Consider the following 21,868-nt stretch of genomic DNA (forward strand, 5'->3'; position numbering starts at 1 on the left):
GCAATCCCCGTTCGTGCCGCGCCTAAGCTTCAAATCGGGCGGGTTCGACAATCGCGCGACGCGGATCGACCTCGCCACCTTGCCCTTCAACCCCGAGAAGGTGACGACCTATGAGGGCGGACTCAAGGCGACCCTGTTCGGCCGCGCCCTGCGCAGCAACCTTGCAGTGTTCTATAACGATTACCGCGATTTGCAGGTGTCGTTCTACGATCCGGCCTATGTCGGCTCACGGCGCGGCAACGCCGGCAAGGCGCATAGCTGGGGCGTCGAGCTGGAGAACGACTTGCACCTGTCGAAGCGGGCCTCGTTGCAGGCGTCGGGCGGCTATCTCAAGGCAGTATATGACGATTACAAGGGCGCGGGCGGCAAGGGCATCGATGCCGATGGCAACCCGCTGACCAACGCGCCGAAGTGGAGCGTCTCGGGCGGCGCGAATTACGATCTGCCCGCCGGCAAGTTCGGCGACGTGAAGGTCTCGCTGAACGCGCAATATCAGGGCAGCTTCTATACAGCCGCGCTCGCGCGTCCGCAGGACCGGGGGCCGGGGCAGACCTTCGTCAACGGCGCGATCACCTGGACGCCGCGCGACCCGAGCTTTCAGATACGGGTCGAAGGGCGGAACATCCTCGGCGCCGATGCGCCGGTGGGGTCTTCGTACACGCCGACGACGGGAATTTACTACAAGAACTACGCCGATCCAGCGACGGTGCTGGTGTCGTTCAAGATCTCGCGGTAGCCGGACGATGAACGTCGAGGCCGCCGTTGCCTGGTGCAACGGCGGCCCCGTCTCGTCTTACGATACGTCTCTTCTTATACCAACCTGCATTAATCATGACCCACGAGCCCATTTTCGGCGGCCGATGGTCATGATGTGCCATGGTTGATCGAGGAGCTTGTTCCACGCGTCGCAGCAGTGATCGACGATGTTGTCGTAGGAGGTGAAGACCCGGTTGGAGAGCCAGTTCTCGCGCATGAACTGCCAGATGTTTTCGACCGGGTTGAGCTCGGGACATTTGGCTGGCAGGGCGATGATGCTGATATTGGCAGGCACATCCAGCTTGTCGGTCATGTGCCAGCCAGCCTGATCCATCAGCACGGCCGCGTGCGCGCCGGGGGCGACGGCGAGCGATATCTCGGTCAGATGCAGCGACATGGTTTCGGTATTGCAGAAGGGCAGCACCAGCCCAGCGCCCTTGCCGTGTTCGGGGCAGATCGCGCCGAAGATATAGGCTGATTTCGTCCGCTGATCCTTGGGTGCCGATGGCCGTGTCCCGCGCCGGGCCCAACGCCGCGTGATCTTGTTCTTCTGGCCAACCCGCGCTTCGTCCTGGAACCATATCTCTATGGGCGTGCCCTTCGGGAGGATCGCTCCGACCTTTGCCAGCTCGGCGGCAAAGCCCCCTTTTTGAAGGCATCCATGGCAAGCTCGTTCTGGGCATGGTGGCGAGGGCGCGCCGTGAGCTTGACGTAGCCCAGCTTCTTCAATTCCCGTCCCACGGTGGTTTCATCGAGCGACACCGCGAACTCGTCGTATAACCACTGGACCAGGTCGATCAGCCGCCAGCGAACGACGCCATGGATCGCCGAGATCGGACCGCGCTCGACAACCTCAACCAGCGCCCGCCGTTGCGCATCATCGAGCCGGGAACGGGCCCCGGGGGCCTTGCCATCAAGCAGCCCATCGGGACCGCGGGCGTTGAACCGCACCACCCAGTCGCGCACGATCTGCAATCCCACCCCGCCGATCCGTGCCGCTGCGGTCCGGCTGCCGCCGTCATAAATCTCGGCCAACGCCAAAAGACGACGAGTCTGGTTCGCGCTCTTCGACCCGCGCGCCAATCTCCTCAATGCAGCTCCGTCAAAATCGTCCCGCAAGCCGATCGCTGATCCCATGGTCACGCCCTCCGATCCAGGGCGCCATAGATTCAGACTTTCACCCGTTTGGGTATCCCTTACGTGAGTCAGCCTCGACGCAGGTTGGTATTACGTTTACACGTCGAAGCCGGGCGACAGCCGCTCAGCCTTGCGAAGCGACGCCGCCCAAACGAGATCGCTCGTCGAGCGTTCGCCCTGCAACGGGTTGCGAGGACGCGCCATCTGGCGGCGTACCTCATCCTGCGCGGCTTGCGGGGCGATCAGCACATTCTCCCGACCGATGCCGAGTGTGCGGACCTGCGCGGTGCAGGCGGTCTCCAACTGGTGAATGTTGGTCCACGCCTCGCCCGGCGACGCGCCGAGCGCGAGCGTGCCGTGGTTGCGTAGCAGCATCAGCTTGGTTTCGCCGAGATCGGCGACCAGCCGCTCGCGCTCGTCGAGGTTGAGCGCGACGCCCTCGTAATCATGGTAGCTCAGCCGCGGGATGATCGCGAGCGCGCGCTGGTTGAGCGGCAACAGACCTTCCGCATGCGCGGACACCGCCATGCCGTCGGGACTGTGGAAGTGCGCGATGAACAAAGCATCCTCGCGCGCGCCGTGGACCGCCGAGTGGATCACATAGCCGGCGTAATTGATGCCGTATTCGTTGGGCTCGATCAGGTTGCCGTCGAGGTCGATCTTGACTAGGCTCGACGCGGTGATCTCATCGAAAGCGAGGCCATAGGGATTGATGAGGAAATGATGGTCCGGCCCCGGCACGCGCGCGGAAATGTGGGTGAAGATCAGATCGTCCCAGCCGTTGATCGCCGCCAGCCGATAGAAAGCGGCGAGATCGACGCGCGTGCGCCATTCCGCTTCGCTCCAGCGAATCGTCGGGGCTTCGTTGAACACCGTTGCCATGTTGGGTCTCCTTGGAAATTCAGTTCGCGGCGAGCGGCCGGAACAGCCCCTTGCCGACGTCCGTGTCGAAAGCCTCGGTGACCGGGCGCTTGGCGTCGATCAGACCGGCGGTTTCGAAGCGTTTGGCGACGACGCGCTCATGCTCGACAATGCCGGCGTCGATCGGCACCGAGACGCGGTTGTTACGATCGAAGCTGGCGCGCGCGATGTCGAGCGGCAGGCCGGTTTCCTTTGCCAGCACCTTGGCGAAGGCTTCGGGGTGGGCGCGCGCCCGGTTGAGCGCCTTGGCCTCGCGCTGAAGGAAGTCGCGCATCAGCGCCGCCTTGGGCGCGATCGCGGCGGTGTGTGCAACCTCGAAGCTGACCGGCAGTTCGTAATCGCGCGCATCGACGACGGTGCGCGCGCCCTCCTTGATGGCGACGCTGATATACGGTGGCCAGATCGCCCAGGCATCGACCGTGCCGTTGTCGAACGCCGCCTTGGCGTCGGCTGGCGACAGAAAGGTCACAGTGACACGATCCGCCGGGATCTTGGCGCGTTCGAGCGCCTGCAACAGGATATGGTGGCCGATCGAGCCGCGCGTCGTCGTCACCGTCTTGCCAACGAGATCGCCGACTGAGTGGATCGGCGAGCTGTTACGCACGATCACGCCGAGCGCGTCGCTTGGATTGCCGGCGGTCGCCAGCGCACCGACCGCTTTCACGGCCGCGCCGCTTTGATAGGCGAAGATGAACGGCGCATCGCCGGCCAGGCCAAGATCGGCCGCGCCGCCGCCCACCGCTTCCATCAGCGGTTGCGCGGCGGGGAATTCGGACCATTCGATGCGGTACGGTGCGCCCTTGAGCACCCCCGCCGCTTCCATCATCGCCCTGGTCGAGCCCTTCTGGTTGGCGACGCGGAGGACGTGCGTGTCGCTGCCCTGCCCGCAGGCTGACAGGACGGCGAGCAGCAGCGAAAACAGCGCGGCCGCCGAGGCACGCCAACCCCACCTTCCGTTCGCCCCGAGCGAAGTCGAGGGGCAAGCGCTGCGCCCCGTGTCTCGACTTCGCTCGACACGAACGGAAGGGAGGCGATGCGGATAGAGGATTGCGTTCGCGATCATCTCAACCCGCAAGCGCCAGACCGAGCTTCTCGCGCTCCGCGACCTTGCGCCGCACCAGCGGCAACAGCTCGCGCCCATAGTCGATCGCATCGCCAAGCGGATCGAAGCCACGGATCAGGAAATGGTCGATGCCGATGTCCCAATACTCGAGCATCCCGTCGGCGACCTGCTCGGGCGTACCGACCAGACCGGTGCTGTTGCCGGCAGCCCCCGTCAGTTGCGCGACGCCGGTCCACAGCCGCGTATCGCGACGGCCCGCGCTCGCCGTTTGAAGCAACCGGAGCGATCCGGCGTTGGGCGGGCGATGGCCGCTGGTCGGCAGCCCCGCCGCCTCGCGGTTGGCGCGGACCTGCTCGACGATATCATCGGCCTTCTTCCACGCTGCCTCTTCTGTGTCGGCGATCACCGGGCGCAGCGACAGCGAGAAACCCGGCCGGCGGCCATGCCGCGCTGCCGAGGCGCGCACGCGGCGCACCGTCTCGCCGACCTGTTCCAGCGTCTCGCCCCACAGTGCGTAAACGTCGGCATGCCGCCCGGCCACCTCGATCGCCTCGTCGGACGAGCCGCCGAAGAACACCGGCAGATTGTCGGGCTTGATCGCGCTGAACGCCTGCCGCACCTCGTAGAAACGGCCCGCATGGTCGAACGGCTTGGGCGACGTCCATTCATTGCGCAGGATCGTCAGATATTCGTCGGTGCGCGTGTAGCGCTCGGCCTTGTGCGTGCCGGTGTCGCCGTCGCGCGCCATCTCCTCATCGGCGCCGCCGGTGATGATGTGGACCGCGATGCGCCCGCCCGAAAGCTGGTCGAGCGTGGCGAGCTGGCGCGCCGCGAGCGTCGGCTGGGTGAAGCCGGGCCGGTGCGCGACGAGGAACCCGAGTTTGGTAGTAAGCGCGGCGGCGTGCGCGGCGACGATCTGGCTTTCCGGGCTGTTCGACCCGAACGGGATCAGCACACGATCGAACCCGCCCGCCTCCTGCGCCTTCGCCGCCGCCTCGACATAATCCTTGTCGAGCGCGCGGCTGCGGACCGCGCTTTGCGTCTCGGAGCCGTTGTTGAAACCGATATAGCCGATGAACTTAACGCTCATGGAATGTCTCCTCTGGAGAGATGTCAAATGACGTAGAAGCCGTGCGTGCCGTCGTTCTGGAGCTGGGCGACGAGGCCGTATTCCCAGTCGAGATAGGCCTGCATCGCCGCCTGCTGGTTGTCGGTGCCCTCATAAGGGCGCTTGTAGCGGCCCTCGGGACCGCGCGGCGCGGGCGCGCCGTCGGGGCCGATTTCGAGATCGCCGGTGAAGTCGGCGTCGAGCACGAACACCTCCCAGCCGAGTTGCGCCAGCCACGATGCGGTCATGTCCGCGCGCGGGCCGAGATCATCGGAGAGCACGATGCGCGCGCCCCGTACCGGCGCGAAGTGATCGGTCTCCTGCACGAGCTGGCCGCCCTGCGCGTTGCGAAAACCGGGCAGATGCCCGCGCGCGAACGCATCGGGCTGGCGCACGTCGTAGAGGTAGAGCGTGCGCGCGCTATCGGCCTTGAGCACTTCCAGATCGGCCCAGCTCAGCCGCTTGACGCCGGCGCGATAGGCGACGCTGCGCGCGGTCGCGCGCGCTTCCTCGGCGCTTTCGCCCGCCGCGTCTGGCGCGGCGCGCTGCTGCCCGGTTTCAAGGCTCTGGCCGGCGAGCGTCCAACCGATCGTGCCGTTGCGAAGCGCGAACACCTTGTTGGGCAATTTCGCATTGATGAGCGACTGCGCGCCGATGATGCTGCGCGTCCGGCCCGCGCAATTGACGATGATCGTCGTGTCGGGATCGGGCGCGGCGGCGCGCGCACGCAACACCAGTTCCGCACCGGGCGCGCTCTGCCCGCCGGGGATGCTCATCGTATTATACTCATCGTAGCGGCGCGCATCGAGGATCGCGATGTCGGCCTTCTCGGTGATGAGCGCCTGCACCTCTTCGGCCGGAAGCGAGGGCGTGTGGCGGTTATGCTCGACCAGTTCGCCGAACGCCTTGGAGTAGCTGTTGACGTCCTCGAACAGCTCGTAGCCCGCGTCGCGCCAGCCGGCGAGACCGCCTTCAAGCCGCCGCACGTCGGGATAGCCGAGCGCTTCGAATTTGCTCGCGGCGTCGCCGGCAAGCCCCTCGCCATTGTCATACACGACGACCAAGGTTTCGAGTCGGGGAATCCGCCAGCGCGCCTCCGCATCGATGCGGCGCAGCGGAATCTGCGCGGCGAACAGCGGGTGACCGAGCGCGAATTCCGCTTCCTCGCGAACGTCGATCAGCGCGATCTCGTCTCCGACGAGCAGCGCGCGGCGGATATCCTGCGGGGTGATGTTGGTCATTCCGATCTGTCCCAGATGTTGGGGAGCACGCCGTTGGCGTATCCCGAGATGAAGCGTTTGGGGGTGCCATCGGCGGCGTAGGTGGCACGTTCGACCGCGCCGATATTGCCGCCATAGACGTGGATGCTGACCGAGGGGCCATCCTCCCGGCCATTGGCGACGCGGTGGATATCGCCAATGTCGGGGCCGACCGCCTCGACCTTGCCGGCCTCCAGCAAGACCTCGTCGCCGGCCGCCACGATCGTACCGTCTTCGCTCCGGCGATAGCGTTGCACGCGTTCGGCGCCACGCAACACGCCGACCAGCCCCCAGACGCGGTGGTCATGCACCGGCGTCGCCTGTCCCGGGCCCCACACGAAGCTGACCACGCTGAACCGCTCGCGGCTGTCGCAGTGGAGCAGATATTGCTGGTAGCGCTCGGGGTTCGGGACGGCGAACGCTTCGGGCAGCCAGTCGTCGCGCGCGATCAACTGACCAAGCAACGCCGATCCGGTCGCGAGGATTTCATGTTGGTGGCGGCTCCTGTCGATCAGGTCGGCAAACCTGGTCACGAAGTCCCGCAGCGGTGCGGTATCGATCGCCGCCGTGATCGGGCGATACGCATTCACGCGCGGGCGCGGGCGAGATGCACGACGCCCTCCTCCAACGCGGGACCGCGCTCCACGCCGAGATGGCCGAGCAGCGTATCCCGCAACCCTCGCGCGAGGCCTGCGCGATCGCCGCGCTCGGCGGCAATCCGCTCCTCGGCCACGATCCGGCCGCTGTCGAGCACCAGCACGCGGTCAGCCAGCGCGATCGCCTCGTCGACGTCGTGCGTGACCAGCAGCACCGCCGGGCGGTGCGCGCGCCACAGCGACAGCACCAGATCGTGCATGCGGATACGGGTGAGCGCATCGAGCGCCGCGAACGGCTCGTCGAGCAGGAGCAGTTGCGGCTCGCGCACCAGCGCGCGCGCCAGCGCGACGCGTTGCGCCTCGCCACCCGACAAAGTCAGCGGCCACGCATCGAGCCGGTGGCCGAGGCCAACCTCGCGCAACGCCTGCTCGGCGCGTTCCCGGATAGTGCCGCCCTTCAGCCCGAGCGCGACGTTGCGCCACACCGTCTTCCACGGCAGCAGCCGCGCATCCTGGAACACCACCGCGCGCGCCGAGGGCACCGACACGTCCTGCCCGCGCACCTCGTCCATCCCGGCGAGCGTGCGCAACAGCGTCGTCTTGCCCGATCCCGAGCGGCCGAGCAGCGCGACGAACTCGCCTGGCGCGATCTCCAGATCAAGACCGTCGATGATCGTATTGGCGCCGAAGCGGCGGGTGAAGTTGCTTAGGCGCACGGCGGGGGTCGGCAGATCTGCGGCCTTGGCCAGCAGGAATCCTCGGGCGACGTCCATCAGTTTTGCTCCACGATGCTGGGGCGCCATGCCAAAGCGCGGGTTTCGACGGCACGCACGAGCCAATCGGCACCGAGGCCGAGCAGCGCGTAGACCATCAGGCAGACGACGATGATGTCGGTACGCATGAAATCGCGCGCGTTGTTGATGAGATAGCCCAGCCCGGCCGAGGCGTTGATCTGCTCGGCGATGACGAGCACGATGATCGCCACCGACAATGAGAAGCGCAGGCCCACCAACAGCGACGGCAAGGCGGCGGGCAGGATGACATGCTGGATCAGCTCGATCCGGCTGAGCCCGAAGCTGCGCGCCGCGTCGATCAGCCGCGGATCGACCGCGCGGATGCCGCTATACAGGTTGAGATAGACCGGGAACACGGTCGCGAACGCGATCAGCGCGATCTTGGTGGTCTCGCCGATGCCGAACCAGACGATGAACAAAGGCGACAGCGCCACGACAGGAATCGTGCGCTTGATCTGCATCAGTGGATCGACCGTGATCTCGCCCGATCGCGACAGCCCGGCGACCAGCGCCAGCGCGATGCCGGCGCTGATCCCGATCGACAGCCCGATCGACACCCGCCCGAACGACACCAGCAGGTTGCTCGGCAATTCGCCCGAAGCGATCATCGCCACTAACGCGCCGAGCACGGCCGAAGGCGCAGCGAGCGTGCGTTCGGGAATCAGCCCGGTGCGCGAGCCGAGTTCCCACAGCAGCAGCAGCACGAGCGGCGAGAACCACCGCCCGAGCAGCCGGGCCGGCAGTCTGAAGGATAGGGCGTGCCGTTGCGGGGCACTCTGGGCGTATGCGGTCATGTCTGGGCCGTCCCAAGCGTCTGGAGGCCCAAGGCAACATCAGAATGTCTATCCGTTCAATCGAGTTTAGCGGAACCACCTATAAGCAGCGCTCATACCGCATTTTAAACTTTATAGTACAATAGGTTGCGTGCTTTGCACGAAGCCTCCCGAGCCAGCAAAGATTATGTTTACAGCACGCAATGCATAGTATTTTGGTAGGAGTTCATTCCTGATCGATACTCCGCGCGGAGCGGCCGATCACCCGAAGGACAAACATGCCCGTCAACCTGCCGACGACCTTGCTGCGCAGCTTCGTGGCGATCGTGGATTCGGGCTCGATGCTCAACGCGTCCGAGCAGGTGTTCGTCACCCAATCCGCGCTCAGCCTCCAGATCAAGCGGCTCGAGGAATTGCTGCAACAGGCACTGTTCGTCCGCGAGGGTCGCCGTCTGACGCTCACCCCGGCGGGCGACATGATGCTCGATTACGCCCGCCGCGTGCTCGATCTGCATGACGAGGCGATCGCGGCGATCAACACTGGGCGCTTCGCCGGCCCAGCGCGAGTCGGGATGGTGCAGGATTTCGCCGAAAGCCTGCTCACCGGGCTGCTCGCGCGCTTCTCCGAGCTTCACCCGGACGCACAGATCTATGCGCGCGTGGCGGGCACCGCCGAGTTGCAGGGGCTGCTCGAACGCCGCCAGCTCGACATCATCCTCGGTTTCGCAGCCGGCGGCGATCCTGCCGCGATCACCACCGCGCCGATGAGCTGGTACGGCGACAGCGACCTCGCGCGCCGCGACATCATCCCGCTCGCGGTGCTGGAGCAGCCGTGCCGCTTCCGCGAAGCGGCGATCCGGGCGCTCGATGAAGCCGGGCGGCCATACCGGATCACGGTGGAGACGCCCAACCTCACGACGCTGCGCTCGGCGGTGTCTGCGGGGCTTGGCCTCACCTGTCGCACGCACCTGTTCCTGCGCGACGCTACGCCTATCGAGCCGCACCCCCTCCCCGATCTGCCGCGCGTCGCCTGCATCCTCCAGACCGCCGACGGCCTCGACATCGCTACGCAGCGCCTCGCCGATCTCGCGCGGGAGACGGTGCTGGCGCTGGGATAGCGTATATACCGATCCGTTCGTGCTGAGCTTGTCGAAGCACGTGCCGCGAACGCCGGCGCTCCTGGCACGTCCTTCGACGAGCTCAGGACGAACGGGTCTAAAAGATCGGTGCGCTCACGAACGGGCATATTCGCATTCCTCATCGATCCGCCGCGGCTTCTCGTTGGAAGCGCGCGCGCCTCGCTCGCTAGGCTTCGGACAACGAGGAGGCATGATCGATGACGGATACCTTGAAGGCGGCCTATGCCGCATTGCAGGCCGAGCGCGAGCACGACTGGGCGCCCGAGCAACTGCGCGCAAACGCGGCCACGCGCGCCGCGCTGGTCCGCAAATACGATCCGCGCAACCACGCGCAGGCGGGCGAGCTGGTCGATGATTTCACGCTGACTGCAGAGGATGGCACCGCGATCCGTCGTGACGACCTGATCGCGCGCGGCCCGGCGGTGCTGATCTTCTATCGCTTCGGCGGCTGTCCGGCCTGCAACATCGCGCTGCCGCGTTACGACCGCGCCTTGTTCCCCGCCCTCTCACGCGCCGGCATCCCGCTGATCGCGGTCAGCCCGCAAGCCCCGGTCGATCCCGAACTGCGCGCGCGGCACGGGCTGAAACTCACCTTGGCCTGCGATCCGGACAATGCGCTAGGCGATTGGCTTGGCATCACCTTCGAGCCGGAGGATAAGCCGGCGGTAGCGGCGGGCCAGAGCTGGATCGGGTCGATCACCGGCACCGGCACCTGGGTTCTGCCACAGCCGACCATCTTGATTATCGGTCGCGACGCACAGGTCCGCTTCATCGCGGTCAGCCCCGACTGGATGGAGCGCCCAGAGCCCGAGGCGATCCTGGCCGAGCTTCCCGAAGCCACGATCGCGGCGGCGGCCTAGGCTTCCGTTGGATCAGATCGATCGGCGGCCGATCAATACCCCCGCACCCGATCGACGATATCGCTCGGCGCCTCGCCCCGCGCGAAGCGCCCGATATCCTCGGCGACCTTCTCGCTCAGCCGATGGCGGACGATCAGATAGTTGGACGAGACATGCGGCGTCAGCCGCACACGCGGATGCGTGTAGAGCGGGTGGCCGTCCGGCAGCGGCTCGGGCTCGGTCACGTCGAGCGTGGCGAAATCGAGCTGCCCACTGTCCAGCGCGACGATCAGCGCGTCCTGATCGATCACCGATCCGCGCGCGACGTTGATGAGGTGCGCGCCCGGCTTGGTCCGCGCGAACATCGCTGCGTCGAACAGTCCGCGCGTCGCCAGCGTCGCCGGCACCGCGATGACGATATGATCGGCCTCGACGACGACGCTTTCGACACTGTCGAGCAATTCGACCCCCGCGGTCTCCGCCGGCGCCGTTCCGCGCCGCACCGCCACCACGCGCGCGCCAAGCGCGACCGCGCACTGCGCCACCGCGCCGCCGATCGCGCCCAGTCCGACGATCCCGACCGTGCTGCCACCGACCCGGCCGAGCATCGCCGGCCGCCAGTCGGCACGCGCATGCACCGTCACCGCATCGAGGTTCTTGGCGCGCGCGTAGATCGCGGCGATCACGTAGTCGGCGATCTCGTCGGAAGCGACGCCGCGCCCGCAGGTGACGAGCGGCGCGTCGAGCAGCCAGGGTGGATAGAAATCGATCCCCGCCGATGCGCTATACACCCAGCGCAACCGCCCCGGCCACGCCGCCGGCCGCGCGAGGTCATGGTTGCCGCGCCACGCCGGCGAGGGCCGCACCAGCAGGATATCGGCCTCCCTCGCCGCCTCCCACGGCCTGTCCTCGGGCACGGGGATGACACGCGGGCCGATCGGATGCGCGGCAAGGCCGGCGTTGAAATCCGCCTCCATCTGGCTGGCAATGACGAGCGGCGTAGTCATAGCGCCAGCGCCGAACGGCCCGCCGACGTCAGGATCGTGTCGTTCTGCGGCGAATGGATTCGGCTGCACAACACGTCGCGATAATGGCGTTCGAGCGGGTTGTTGCGCGTGAGGCCGGGATTGCCGGTCAATTCCAGCCCGATCTCGACCGCGCGGATCGCATTGCCGGTCGCCGCCCATTTGACGATGGTGAGCTCGTTCGCGCTGATCGCCTCGCCCGCGTCTACTCTGGCGGCGGCATTCTCGATCAGCGTGCGGTTGACCTGTAACAGCCCTTCGATCTCGCCGACCTTCTCCTGAAAACGCGGCAACGTGGCGAGGCTCGCGCCAAGGTTGCTCGGCACGCGATCGTTGAGATAGCGCACCAGCCAGTCGCGCGCCGCCCGCGCCACGCCGTCATAGATCGTCGAGATCGACAGTGCGTTCCACGCCCCCTGCGAGATGTCGCCGGGGATCGGCGCCCAGTCCTCGGGCCGGCGCAGATCGACCCCATGCGCGAGCGGCACCGGCGTGTCGGCGAAGCGAACCTCGTGGCTCACCGTCGCGCGCATGCCGAGGTGATCCCACACCGGCTCGATCGTGATGTTGAGCGAATCCGCCGGCACGAGGAAATTCCCGACGCGCGGGGTCTCCTCGTCGGTCTTCGCCCACACCGCGAACCAGTCGAGCCCGGTCGAGCCGGTCGAATAGATCTTCTCGCCGGTGATCGCCCAGCCCTCGTCGGTGCGGCGCGCCACCGTCTTGGGCAAGCCGCCACGCACCGGCGTGCCGAGTTCGGGTTCGACCCGCAAGCCGCCGATCAGCCCGCGCCCGGCGACAGCCTCGCGCGCCAGCCGCTCGTACAGCCCGGCCGGCCACGCGCGCGTCTTGGTGGGCGCGGCGTGATAGGCGTAGGTCATGAACAGAATCAGCGCGGTCGAAGGTTCGCCCTTGGCGACCGCGCCGAGCACCTTCAGCGCATCGCCCAGCCCCGCCCCGACACCGCCGAGCGCGCGCGACACGGTCAGCCCGATCAGCCCTTCGCGCGCCAGAAACGCGAAATTGTCGCGCGGGAACTCTGCCGCCCGATCGACCGCGCCGGCGCTCTCGGCGAGCGTGGCGGTGATGCGGTCGAGCCGCTCGGGCGACAGGTCGGTCTCGGGATCGGCGGCGAGGACGCTGGCCATTTCACAAAGCCTTTTCGATGACGGGATTGAAGCGATCGTCCCACAGCGCGCGGACATCGACCTTTCGCTGCACCTGCCCGGCCTCGGCGAAGACGCGCGCGACCTCCTCCTGCGAGGCGATCGCCGCGTCGGTGACGGGGCGCAGTTCGTAGGGCGCGCTCCTGCGGGCGAACTGATCCCGCACATAGGCTTGCGACACGCCGATATCCCTGGCGATGATGTCAGCCCATTGGTCCGAATGCGCCGCCGCCCAGGCATAAGCGCGGCGAAGCAGCGTCAGATACTCACCGATGATCTTGACCTTGGCGGGATCGGCGAGCGCATCGACATGCGCGGACACGATGTAATTGCCCGACAGGAAGCCGAGCGCGGTCTTGAGGATGGTTGCGCCCTCGGTCGCGATGGCACGCTGGATCGGGAAACCGTAGATCGCCCAGGCATCGACCGATCCGCGCGAGAACGCCGCCGCGCCGTCCGACACGCCGACCGCGACCGGCGTGATATCCGCCCAGCCCAGGCCGACAGATTCGAGCATCTTGATAAGGAAATACTGGCTCGTCGTCGCCCGCACATAGGCGACGCGCTTACCCTTGAGATCGGCGAGCGAGCGAACGCGCGAGTCCCTGGGCACCAGCACCACCTGATTGTTGACGTCGCCATGCTGGACCGCGATCTGGCGGAAGCTATGGATGTTGGAGGCGGCGGCGAAGATCGGCGGAATCTCGCTCATCCCGCCGAAATCGAGCGAGCCGCCGTTGAACGCCTCGACGACCTGCTGGCCCGACTGGAACTCGCTATACTCAAGCCGAAAGCGCTCGGGCTTGATCCGTGAGGTGGTGCCGCCTTCTTGGACAGTTTGGCGGCTGAGCTAAGCTATACCCCGATTGGTTTACGCCGCCATTCTGGTGAACGCCATATCCGTGGCATGCCACGGATATGGCGTTGCGCTGCCTCGCCCATACACCTCGTCCGGGGTTCGACCGGCGAGGCGAGAGTGGGGCCGCTGCCCGTTGTAATAGGTGATCCACCGGTCTCGGCCGGTACGCAACTCAGAGCCGGTGTCGAACGCGTTCAGGTAGACGCATTCGTATTTCAGCGACCGCCAGAGCCGCTCGATGAAGACGTTGTCCATCCAGCGGCCACGCCCGTCCATGCTGATCCGCACCTCGGCATCGCGCAGCACGCCGGTGAAGTCGGTGCTCGTGAACTGGCTGCCTTGGTCCGTGTTGAAGATCTCGGGCTTGCCAAAGCGCGCCAGCGCTTCCTTCAAAGCCTCGACGCAGAATTCCGCGTCCATCGTGTTCGACAATCGCCAGGCGAGCACTTTCCGCGATGCCCAGTCCATGACGGCGACGAGATAGAGGAAGCCCCGCCGCATCGGCAGGTACGTAATGTCGGCGCACCAGACGTGACCCGGCCGGGTGATCTCCAGATCGCGCAGCAGATATGGGTAGATCCGGTGCTCCGGGTGCGGATCGCTCGTCCGTGGGCGCTGGTAGATGGGCGCGAGCCCCATCTTCGCCATCAGCCGCCGCACCCGCCGACGCCCGACCGCGTGACCGAGCCGCTGAAGATGTCGGGCCATCTGGCGGCTGCCATACCAGGGGTGGTCGAGGAACGAGGCGTCGATCACCGCCATCAGCGCCAGCGTCTCGGTCGTCTCCGGCATCGGCGCATAGTAAAACGACGACCGGCTGATCGATACCAGCCGACACTGCGCCGCGATCGACAGGCTGGCATGCCCCCGCTCGATCATCTGTCGCCGCCCCGCGACGCTCATCGCGCGAACCCCTTCGACAAAAAATCCCGTTCCACCACCAATTGCCCGATCTTCGCGTGCAGCTTCTCGATCTCGGTATCGCCTGCCACCCTGGCAGCTTCGCTCGCGCCCGAGAAGGTCGCCGCCATGCCCTCGATCGCCTGCCGCTTCCACGTCGCAATCATCGTCGGGTGAATGCCATGCTTCGTCGCCAGCTCGGCCAGTGTCAGGTCACCCCGGATCGCCTCCAGCGCCACCTTGGCCTTGAACTCACCCGTATACCGCTTCCGCGTCGTCTTCATTGCCGTCCATCCCTTACGTCCGGGATAGCTTAGCCTCCTGTCTAGAAAACCGGCACCACCTCACATGCATCCGGCTCCACTGGAGCCCCTCGAACAACGCCGACATCTGCGCTGCCGACAGTCGCATCACGCCGCCACCGGCGCGTGGCCAATGGAAGGCACCGGTCTGCAGAACCTTGCTCACCAGCACCAGGCCGCTGCCGTCCCAGACCAGCAGCTTGATCCGGTTCGCCCGCTTCGAGCGGAACACCCATGCGACGCCCGAGAAGGGTTTGCCGGCAAGTTCATGCTCGACCAGCGCCGCAAGACCGATCGCACCCTTGCGGAAGTCGACGGGCTTCGTCGCCACCATCACCTTCAGCGGCCCAGGCGGGATGATCACGACAGCATTCGCGCCGCCAGGAACACGCGCTCGATATGATCGGCACTCACGCTCGCTGGAATGCGGATCGTCAGATCGCCGGTCTCCACGACGATCGCAGCACTGCCCGACGCGATCGACGGTGGTGCACCTTCCAAAGCCAGCGGCACAAAGCTCAGCGCCGGCTCGCTCTCCCGAGCGCGCACCGCACTACGCCAACCGTAGAGTTGTTGCGGCACCAAGCCGTGCCGTCCGGCGACATCCGCGACGTTCGCGCCAGGGCGCAACGTTTCTTCAATGATCCGCATCTTCGCCTCGCGCGTCCAGCGCCTGCGACCGCCAGGGCCGCTCACAACATCCAGGTGCCGCACCGGAGGCTCACCGCCGCCGGTTTCGAAACTAATTTCGTCATGAAGCATGTGTCTTACCCGCCAAGCTACCCTGCGGACATGCTATCGCCGATACCCATCAGTTCTGGAATGTGGGGGTGATTTCGCGCTTACGACGTAGTGGCATCCAGAGCGATCCGGTGAGCGGATCTGGCGGCCTGCGACTCGGCGGAAGGGTAAGCGTGGCCTGAAGGCCGCGGAACGGTGATAGTTGGTGGTTGCGACCGTCCGGCCGTTGCTGGAGATCGCTAAGAACTGCCTTGGACTACGGCTGTCACGCGCTGACCTGAAGCCTCGGATCGTTCGGATCAAAGTCGTCCACGAAGCCTTGCCAAACGGCGTCCCGCCAGAGGGCATCGTTTAACTCGTTGGCGCTGTTGTAAATCACTGTGTGTGGGTATTCGGCGTTGCCGGGGCCTTGGCCCCAGGTGAGATGAACGATAGCGAAGCGGCCATCCTTGCAAACAGTCAGAATGTCGTCGTTGCTGTCAGCACGGCCGATCACTTCGCACCCTGCAGACCAAAGTGGATGATCCGGCGACAGCTCCTTTGCCAACTGGCGCGGCAAACCCTCCCGCTCGACGTCATGTTCAAGGGGGCGCCAAGGCGCAACAAAGGCAACATCAGAAGCGTCGACCATCGTGCAAAAGAAGCGATCAGTATGTCGAATGTCAACGGTTGCTTACGGGGCGGCCACACCTGCTTTTAGTGGTCGTGTATGGCGAATTGCGACATTGCTTATGCGGCTTCGGCGATCGCCTGAAAGTCTGGGCGCCAGTTCCACGGCATGAGTTCGTCCCAGCGCGCGGCAGGCCAGTTGCCGGCGATTTTGGCGATGACGTCGGCTATATAGGCCTGCGGCTCGACACCGTTGAGCTTGCAGGTCTCGATGACCGTGTAGATCGCGGCAGCGCGTTCGCCGCCAGCCTTCGATCCGGCGAACAGCCAGTTCTTGCGGCCGATCGCGATGCTGCGGATCGCACGTTCGGCGATGTTGTTGTCGATCTCCAGCCGGCCGTCGTCGAGGAACCGCGTGAGCGCGGTCCAGCGCTTGCGGCCATAGGCGATCGCCTTGGCCATCTCGGACTTTGGCGAGAGGCGTCGCAAGGCGTCGTCGAGCGCGATGCGCAACGCCTCGACCAAGGGTGCGGTTCGTTCCAGCCGGCCTCGTCGACGAACGTCTGGCGGGTGGCCGCGGATCTCGTCCTCGATCCGATAGAGGTTGGTGATACGGGCCAGCAGGTCGGTGGTGAGCGACGTCGGCTTGGTCGCGTGGATATCGAAAATCTTGCGCCGGAAATGCGCCCAGCAGGCGACCTCGGTGACGCGGTTGGTGCTGTAGAGCTTGTCGTAACCGGCATAGCCGTCGGCCTGCAGGAACCCGGTAAAGCTGGCGAGCTGCTGTTGGGGATGACTGCCGGTGCGATCCTGAGTGAACTTATACCAGACCAGCGGCGGCGTGGTGGCGCCCGAGGCGCGATCGTCGACGACATAGGCCCAGATCCTGCCGGTCGCGGTCTTGCCGCGCCCGGGATCGAGCATCGGCACGGGCGTGTCGTCGGTATGGATCTTGGTTGCGGTGAGCCCGACCTCGCGGATGCGGCTGACGATCGGATCGAGCAATGCTGATGCCTGACCGGCCCAGCCGGCGAGCGTCGAGCGATCGATATCGATGCCCTGCGCGGCCATCATCTCCGCCTGGCGGTAGAGTGGCAGGTGATGGTCGAACTTGGCGACCACGACATGGGCGAGCGTTCCGAACGTCGCCTTGCCGCGCGCGATAGCCTTTACGGGTGCCGCTGCCTGCACGACCTTCTCGCAGGCGCGGCAGCTATACTTGGGCCGGATGGTACGGACGACCCGCCAATGGACCGGCACGGCGTCGAGCATCTCGTCGCTATCCTGACCCAGTGGGCGCAAGAGCCCGCCGCAATCGGGGCAGGTGCAGTTGCCGTGCTCGGGCTCGATCCGCTGTTCTTCACGCGGCAGATGGGCCGGGAGCGCTCGAACCGGCGCGTGCCGATCGAGGGTGGCAGGATCGACGCGCCGCGCGCTCACCGTGGCGGCTTCGGCCTCGAGCTCTTCGAGCGCCAGCTCGAGCTGAGAAATCTCGTGGTTGAGCTTCTCGGACGCCTTCCCGAACTGCATGCGCTTGAGGCGGGCAAGCTGCACGCGCAACGTATCGATCAGGATATCGCGAGCGGTAATATCGGCGTGGGCGGTCGCCAATGCGGCTTCCAGCTCGGCGATCCGAGCGTCTTTATCAGGGGCGGAAAGGGCTGCGTCCGACACCGCGAATATATATCAGATCGTGGGTTCCAGAGCCAGAAAAAGCGCAGGAATCCGGGCATTTTTAGCCCGCCAGCGACGGTGTGAATGTGCGCTCCGGCCGCCGCCAGTCGATGCCTTCCAACAGCATTGAAAGTTGTGCCGCGGTCATCGCTACCGTGCCGGTTGGGGTCGACGGCCAGATGAACCGGCCTCGATCCATGCGCTTGGAGAACAGGCACAACCCCTGGCCATCATACCAGAGCAGCTTGACCAGATCGCCGCGCTTGCCCCGGAACGCGAACAGCGCGCCGGAATGCGGACTCTGCTCCAGCGCCTGCTGCACCAGCACCGCCAGGCCATCGAACCCTTTGCGCATATCGGTCGCGCCGCACGCCAGAAATATCCGTGTCAGCGGGGGAAGCGGGATCATCGTGCCAGGACACCGATCACCCGCGATAGCGCCTCGGCATCGACTGATACCAACCTGCATTAATCATGACCCACGAGCCCATTTTCGGCGGCCGATGGTCATGATGTGCCATGGTTGATCGAGGAGCTTGTTCCACGCGTCGCAGCAGTGATCGACGATGTTGTCGTAGGAGGTGAAGACCCGGTTGGAGAGCCAGTTCTCGCGCATGAACTGCCAGATGTTTTCGACCGGGTTGAGCTCGGGACATTTGGCTGGCAGGGCGATGATGCTGATATTGGCAGGCACATCCAGCTTGTCGGTCATGTGCCAGCCAGCCTGATCCATCAGCACGGCCGCGTGCGCGCCGGGGGCGACGGCGAGCGATATCTCGGTCAGATGCAGCGACATGGTTTCGGTATTGCAGAAGGGCAGCACCAGCCCAGCGCCCTTGCCGTGTTCGGGGCAGATCGCGCCGAAGATATAGGCTGATTTCGTCCGCTGATCCTTGGGTGCCGATGGCCGTGTCCCGCGCCGGGCCCAACGCCGCGTGATCTTGTTCTTCTGGCCAACCCGCGCTTCGTCCTGGAACCATATCTCTATGGGCGTGCCCTTCGGGAGGATCGCTCCGACCTTTGCCAGCTCGGCGGCAAAGCCCCCTTTTTGAAGGCATCCATGGCAAGCTCGTTCTGGGCATGGTGGCGAGGGCGCGCCGTGAGCTTGACGTAGCCCAGCTTCTTCAATTCCCGTCCCACGGTGGTTTCATCGAGCGACACCGCGAACTCGTCGTATAACCACTGGACCAGGTCGATCAGCCGCCAGCGAACGACGCCATGGATCGCCGAGATCGGACCGCGCTCGACAACCTCAACCAGCGCCCGCCGTTGCGCATCATCGAGCCGGGAACGGGCCCCGGGGGCCTTGCCATCAAGCAGCCCATCGGGACCGCGGGCGTTGAACCGCACCACCCAGTCGCGCACGATCTGCAATCCCACCCCGCCGATCCGTGCCGCTGCGGTCCGGCTGCCGCCGTCATAAATCTCGGCCAACGCCAAAAGACGACGAGTCTGGTTCGCGCTCTTCGACCCGCGCGCCAATCTCCTCAATGCAGCTCCGTCAAAATCGTCCCGCAAGCCGATCGCTGATCCCATGGTCACGCCCTCCGATCCAGGGCGCCATAGATTCAGACTTTCACCCGTTTGGGTATCCCTTACGTGAGTCAGCCTCGACGCAGGTTGGTATGATGCGTCAACTGTCAGCCGCACGCCAGACGGGAGCTCGATCCCGATCTGCCCGCTACCCGGCGCGGCCGACGACGGCGCCGGCAACATCACCGCAGGCTCGCTGATCTGGACCTCGGCAAAGCTCGGCACCGCTGGCTTGGTGATCCCGGTCAGCGCCCCCGACATCGCCTGGCGGCGCCAGGTGTAGATCGCGCCGCTGCCGACCTCATGGCGCTCGATGGCCGCGCGGACCGAGCCTTCGGGCCCAAAGGCATCGCGCAGGATCGCCAGCTTCTGCTCGACGGTCCAGTGCCGCCGCCCTGACACCCGGCCGACAATCTCGATCCGACTACTCATACGACCGCTCGTATGACTGCTCGCTCCATCGCCCGCTGACCCGCTCTCGTCCGACATCATCGCCCCGCTCAAAGGGCGGCTATCAGCCCGTCGAGAGCCCCGCCCGCAAGGCGGCCTTCAGACCTCGCTTACGCGGAAGGCGTGGAAAAAAGGCAATAAAAAACCGCCTCGGGCTGACCTGAGACGGTTTGGTATGTGTGGTGTATGGTTGCGGGGACCCGCCTAAGCCGCGCCCGACATTCGCTGCTTGTCTCGGTGTAAATTCAACTATCCCGCCGACGATCAGGACATAATTCCTCGCCATGAGCTACACCCAGCGCCTGGCGGAGGCAAAGCTTGTGCCGTCGGTCGGCAGCGTCGGGGATTCCTACGACAATGCCCTTGCCGAGACGATCAACGGCCTGTTCAAGGCAGAGGTCATCTGGCGGCAGCGCTCATGGCCGAGCCTCGCCGTCGTCGAGATGGCGACGTTGCGGTGGGTCGATTGGTTCAACAACCAACGCCTCTTTGCCCCGATCGGCTACGTCACGCCCGCCGAGGCTGAGGTGAACTACTATGCTGCCAAACAGGATCTCGATATGGCAGCATGACCAAAACCAAACTGCCTCCAGGAAACCGGGGACGCTTCATATCGAACCGACGCCGCTCAAGGATCAAGCGCGTCGCAGCGCTTGAGGCCTCCCCCACCCTCGCCACCTGGCGCACCACCCTTGGCGGCGCCAGGTTTTGGCTGTGGGAAATAGGTACAGTCGCGAATAGCATCATACCGGACTGCGGATGGTCGTTTCTCAACCGAACCGCGCGGCAGCAAGGCGCGGAGCTCGGCGACCGTGGCCGCAAAGCGTAGATTTTCGGCAAGGTTGTTCCGTTCCTGCGGATCGATCCGGTGGTCGTACAGTTCGCGCCCAAGCCTGCCTTCTTCCCACTCGGTGTATCGCCACCGTTCCGTGCGGACGCTTCGTCCGCCACGAATCTGGGAAAGCGCAGGCTTCGTCCAGGTACGGGTTGCAGGATTGCGCAACAAACTCTCGAGGCTCGTGCCTTCGTTGCGCGCATAATGGGGGAGTCCGGCCAAGCCCGTCAGCGTTGGGTAAAGGTCGAGCAACTCGACCGTGCGCGGTGATCGCTTGCCGCGGTTCTTCATGCCCGGGACACGCAGGATGAGCGGTACGCGATCGGATTCCTCCCAAAGGATGTTCTTCATCCACTGGCCGTGTTCACCCAGCATGAAGCCATGATCGCTGGTGAAAACCACGATCGTATCGTCGGCGAGTCCCATCTCTTCCAAAGCATCGACCACCCGACCGACCTGCGCATCCATGAAGCTGGTCGCGGCATAATACGCACGGATCATCCGGCGCTGTTCGTCGATCGTCATGCCGAAGTTGTCGGGCGTCCACGCCTTCGATGCCGGCAACAGGCGGGCAAGGTCGGTAGTTGATTGCGGCGTCGCCTGGATTTTCTCAAGCGGATAAAGGTCGAAATACTTCTTGGGGGCGACCTCCGGTACGTGCGGGCGATAGAAGCCCACGCCGATAAAGAAGGGCGTGTTCCGGTGTGCACGGATCATCTCGATCGCGGCGGTGGCGACTTTGCCGTCGGTCTGCTCGGTGTCGGCCCCCTCGTCGTCGAGATAGGCCAACGCGGAGCCATAGGGGATGCCCGGGGTCAGCACCTTCAACTTCCCATCTTCGGCGTCGCGGTCGCGGCCCCGCGGGTTAACTACTGCGTCCCACGACACGCCGTCGTCGGGGCCGCCCGTGCCGATATCGGTCGGTACGCCCTGGTGGAAGATCTTGCCGACGCGCCCCGAGAAATAGCCGTTGGCGCGGAAATATTGGGGAATCGTCTGGATGTCGGGCAAGGCGGCGCGGAACGGCGTGGCCAAATCCATAACCCGGGTGGTATTCGGCCGCGTGCCGGTCAGGAATGAGGCTCGGCTGGGGCCGCACCAGGGAAATTGCGCATAGGCCCGATCGAAGCTGACGCCTTGCGACGCCAACCTGTCGATGTTGGGTGTCCGCACCGGCCAGCCGTAATTGCCGATCCGCGGCGCGAGGTCATCGGCGATGATAAAGAGCACGTTCATTGGGCGAGCCCGCGGGGCGAGCGCCGGAGCCGAGGCCCGACCGCCGGCAGGCCGCGCGAACGCGGGCGGCGCGGATATCGCCCCTGTCGCCAGCGCCATCGCTGCCACGCCCATCCCGATCCATCGAACTCTTTTGCCGATCATCGCATCATG

General features: G+C 65.4%; 22 protein-coding genes and 2 pseudogenes. 4 read left to right on the forward strand and 20 right to left on the reverse strand.

From position 1 onward, the window contains the following. The first annotated feature begins 13 nt into the window (after nt 1–13). Nucleotides 14–736 (forward strand): TonB-dependent receptor domain-containing protein, encoded by a 723-nt coding sequence (locus J0A91_RS16055; RefSeq protein ID WP_069205750.1) that lies wholly within the window; start codon nt 14–16, stop codon nt 734–736. 93 nt (nt 737–829) lie between these two features. On the opposite strand, the gene J0A91_RS16060 is transcribed toward J0A91_RS16055, so the two are convergent. The 8 genes from J0A91_RS16060 to J0A91_RS16095 all read right to left on the reverse strand — a co-directional run bounded on the left by J0A91_RS16060 (nt 830) and on the right by J0A91_RS16095 (nt 8,428). Then, a protein-coding gene (locus tag J0A91_RS16060) for an IS630 family transposase (protein WP_169833225.1) occupies nt 830–1,893 on the reverse strand; the annotation gives its coding sequence in 2 pieces (ribosomal slippage) (nt 830–1,399 and nt 1,402–1,893; 1,062 coding nt in all). A 96-nt stretch (nt 1,894–1,989) separates the two neighbouring features. After that, nucleotides 1,990–2,775 carry a class II aldolase/adducin family protein gene (locus J0A91_RS16065; protein WP_069205752.1) on the reverse strand — a complete coding sequence of 262 codons (786 nt, stop codon included), beginning with the start codon at nt 2,773–2,775 and terminating at the stop codon, nt 1,990–1,992. A gap of 19 nt (nt 2,776–2,794) precedes the next feature. Further along, nucleotides 2,795–3,877, reverse strand: coding sequence for an ABC transporter substrate-binding protein (locus tag J0A91_RS16070; protein ID WP_083224718.1), 1,083 nt, complete (start codon nt 3,875–3,877; stop codon nt 2,795–2,797). 1 nt (nt 3,878) lies between these two features. After that, on the reverse strand, nt 3,879–4,967 hold the full coding sequence (locus J0A91_RS16075) for an LLM class flavin-dependent oxidoreductase (protein WP_069205753.1): 1,089 nt from the start codon (nt 4,965–4,967) through the stop codon (nt 3,879–3,881). Between the two features lie 23 nt (nt 4,968–4,990). Next, nucleotides 4,991–6,226 carry a rhodanese-like domain-containing protein gene (locus J0A91_RS16080; protein WP_069205754.1) on the reverse strand — a complete coding sequence of 412 codons (1,236 nt, stop codon included), beginning with the start codon at nt 6,224–6,226 and terminating at the stop codon, nt 4,991–4,993. Further along, nucleotides 6,223–6,834 carry a cysteine dioxygenase family protein gene (locus J0A91_RS16085; protein ID WP_069205755.1) on the reverse strand — a complete coding sequence of 204 codons (612 nt, stop codon included), beginning with the start codon at nt 6,832–6,834 and terminating at the stop codon, nt 6,223–6,225. The genes J0A91_RS16080 and J0A91_RS16085 overlap by 4 nt, the downstream gene beginning before the upstream one ends. Beyond that, nucleotides 6,831–7,613: an ABC transporter ATP-binding protein gene (locus J0A91_RS16090; protein ID WP_069205756.1), complete on the reverse strand. Its 783-nt coding sequence runs from the start codon at nt 7,611–7,613 to the stop codon at nt 6,831–6,833. Before J0A91_RS16090 ends, J0A91_RS16085 begins: the two co-directional genes overlap by 4 nt. Next, nucleotides 7,613–8,428, reverse strand: a complete 816-nt coding sequence (locus J0A91_RS16095) for an ABC transporter permease (RefSeq protein WP_069205757.1) — start codon at nt 8,426–8,428, stop codon at nt 7,613–7,615. The genes J0A91_RS16090 and J0A91_RS16095 overlap by 1 nt, the downstream gene beginning before the upstream one ends. Nucleotides 8,429–8,685: 257 nt before the next feature. On the opposite strand from J0A91_RS16095, the gene J0A91_RS16100 reads away from it, so the two are divergent. Further along, a complete protein-coding gene (locus tag J0A91_RS16100) occupies nt 8,686–9,525 on the forward strand; it encodes a LysR substrate-binding domain-containing protein (protein ID WP_069205758.1) in 840 nt (279 codons plus the stop codon). Nucleotides 9,526–9,743: 218 nt separating this feature from the next. Then, nucleotides 9,744–10,406, forward strand: a complete 663-nt coding sequence (locus J0A91_RS16105) for a peroxiredoxin-like family protein (protein ID WP_069205759.1) — start codon at nt 9,744–9,746, stop codon at nt 10,404–10,406. 32 nt (nt 10,407–10,438) lie between these two features. On the opposite strand, the gene J0A91_RS16110 is transcribed toward J0A91_RS16105, so the two are convergent. From J0A91_RS16110 to J0A91_RS24875, 11 genes and pseudogenes are all read right to left on the reverse strand, one after another. Next, complete coding sequence (locus J0A91_RS16110) at nt 10,439–11,392, reverse strand: NAD(P)-dependent oxidoreductase (protein ID WP_069205760.1); 954 nt, start codon at nt 11,390–11,392, stop codon at nt 10,439–10,441. Further along, nucleotides 11,389–12,558, reverse strand: coding sequence for an acyl-CoA dehydrogenase family protein (locus J0A91_RS16115; protein ID WP_069205761.1), 1,170 nt, complete (start codon nt 12,556–12,558; stop codon nt 11,389–11,391). The genes J0A91_RS16110 and J0A91_RS16115 overlap by 4 nt, the downstream gene beginning before the upstream one ends. Nucleotide 12,559: 1 nt before the next feature. Further along, nucleotides 12,560–13,288: an ABC transporter substrate-binding protein gene (locus J0A91_RS16120; RefSeq protein WP_240502045.1), complete on the reverse strand. Its 729-nt coding sequence runs from the start codon at nt 13,286–13,288 to the stop codon at nt 12,560–12,562. A gap of 159 nt (nt 13,289–13,447) precedes the next feature. Then, a protein-coding gene (locus J0A91_RS16125; RefSeq protein ID WP_150126940.1) for an IS3 family transposase occupies nt 13,448–14,619 on the reverse strand; the annotation gives its coding sequence in 2 pieces (ribosomal slippage) (nt 13,448–14,364 and nt 14,364–14,619; 1,173 coding nt in all). Between the two features lie 13 nt (nt 14,620–14,632). Continuing rightward, a complete protein-coding gene (gene tnpB / locus J0A91_RS16130) occupies nt 14,633–15,001 on the reverse strand; it encodes an IS66 family insertion sequence element accessory protein TnpB (protein ID WP_069205763.1) in 369 nt (122 codons plus the stop codon). Further along, entirely contained in the window at nt 14,998–15,288 is a 291-nt protein-coding gene (locus J0A91_RS16135) for a transposase (protein ID WP_206364915.1), read from the reverse strand. Before J0A91_RS16135 ends, tnpB (J0A91_RS16130) begins: the two co-directional genes overlap by 4 nt. Before the next feature lie 355 nt (nt 15,289–15,643). After that, a complete protein-coding gene (locus J0A91_RS16140; protein ID WP_069203773.1) occupies nt 15,644–16,009 on the reverse strand; it encodes a hypothetical protein in 366 nt (121 codons plus the stop codon). 98 nt (nt 16,010–16,107) lie between these two features. Continuing rightward, entirely contained in the window at nt 16,108–17,661 is a 1,554-nt protein-coding gene (tnpC, locus tag J0A91_RS16145) for an IS66 family transposase (protein WP_083224481.1), read from the reverse strand. A 61-nt stretch (nt 17,662–17,722) separates the two neighbouring features. After that, entirely contained in the window at nt 17,723–18,070 is a 348-nt protein-coding gene (gene tnpB / locus J0A91_RS16150) for an IS66 family insertion sequence element accessory protein TnpB (protein WP_069203775.1), read from the reverse strand. Between the two features lie 63 nt (nt 18,071–18,133). Further along, nucleotides 18,134–19,197 (reverse strand): IS630 family transposase gene (locus J0A91_RS16155; RefSeq protein ID WP_169833225.1). Its coding sequence is split into 2 segments (ribosomal slippage): nt 18,134–18,703 and nt 18,706–19,197, totalling 1,062 coding nucleotides; the frame shifts between segments, so codons are not numbered across the junction. A gap of 309 nt (nt 19,198–19,506) precedes the next feature. Continuing rightward, a pseudogene (locus J0A91_RS24875) lies at nt 19,507–19,686 on the reverse strand (IS66 family insertion sequence element accessory protein TnpB); the annotation flags it as partial. A 233-nt stretch (nt 19,687–19,919) separates the two neighbouring features. Between J0A91_RS24875 and J0A91_RS16165 the strand changes: the two are divergent. After that, nucleotides 19,920–20,216, forward strand: a pseudogene (locus tag J0A91_RS16165) (integrase core domain-containing protein); the annotation flags it as partial. Nucleotides 20,217–20,272: 56 nt separating this feature from the next. Here the strand turns inward: J0A91_RS16165 and J0A91_RS16170 are convergent. After that, nucleotides 20,273–21,859, reverse strand: a complete 1,587-nt coding sequence (locus J0A91_RS16170; RefSeq protein ID WP_150126941.1) for a sulfatase — start codon at nt 21,857–21,859, stop codon at nt 20,273–20,275. Nucleotides 21,860–21,868: the final 9 nt, after the last annotated feature.

This window comes from Sphingomonas panacis, assembly GCF_001717955.1.
GTDB lineage: Bacteria > Pseudomonadota > Alphaproteobacteria > Sphingomonadales > Sphingomonadaceae > Sphingomonas > Sphingomonas panacis.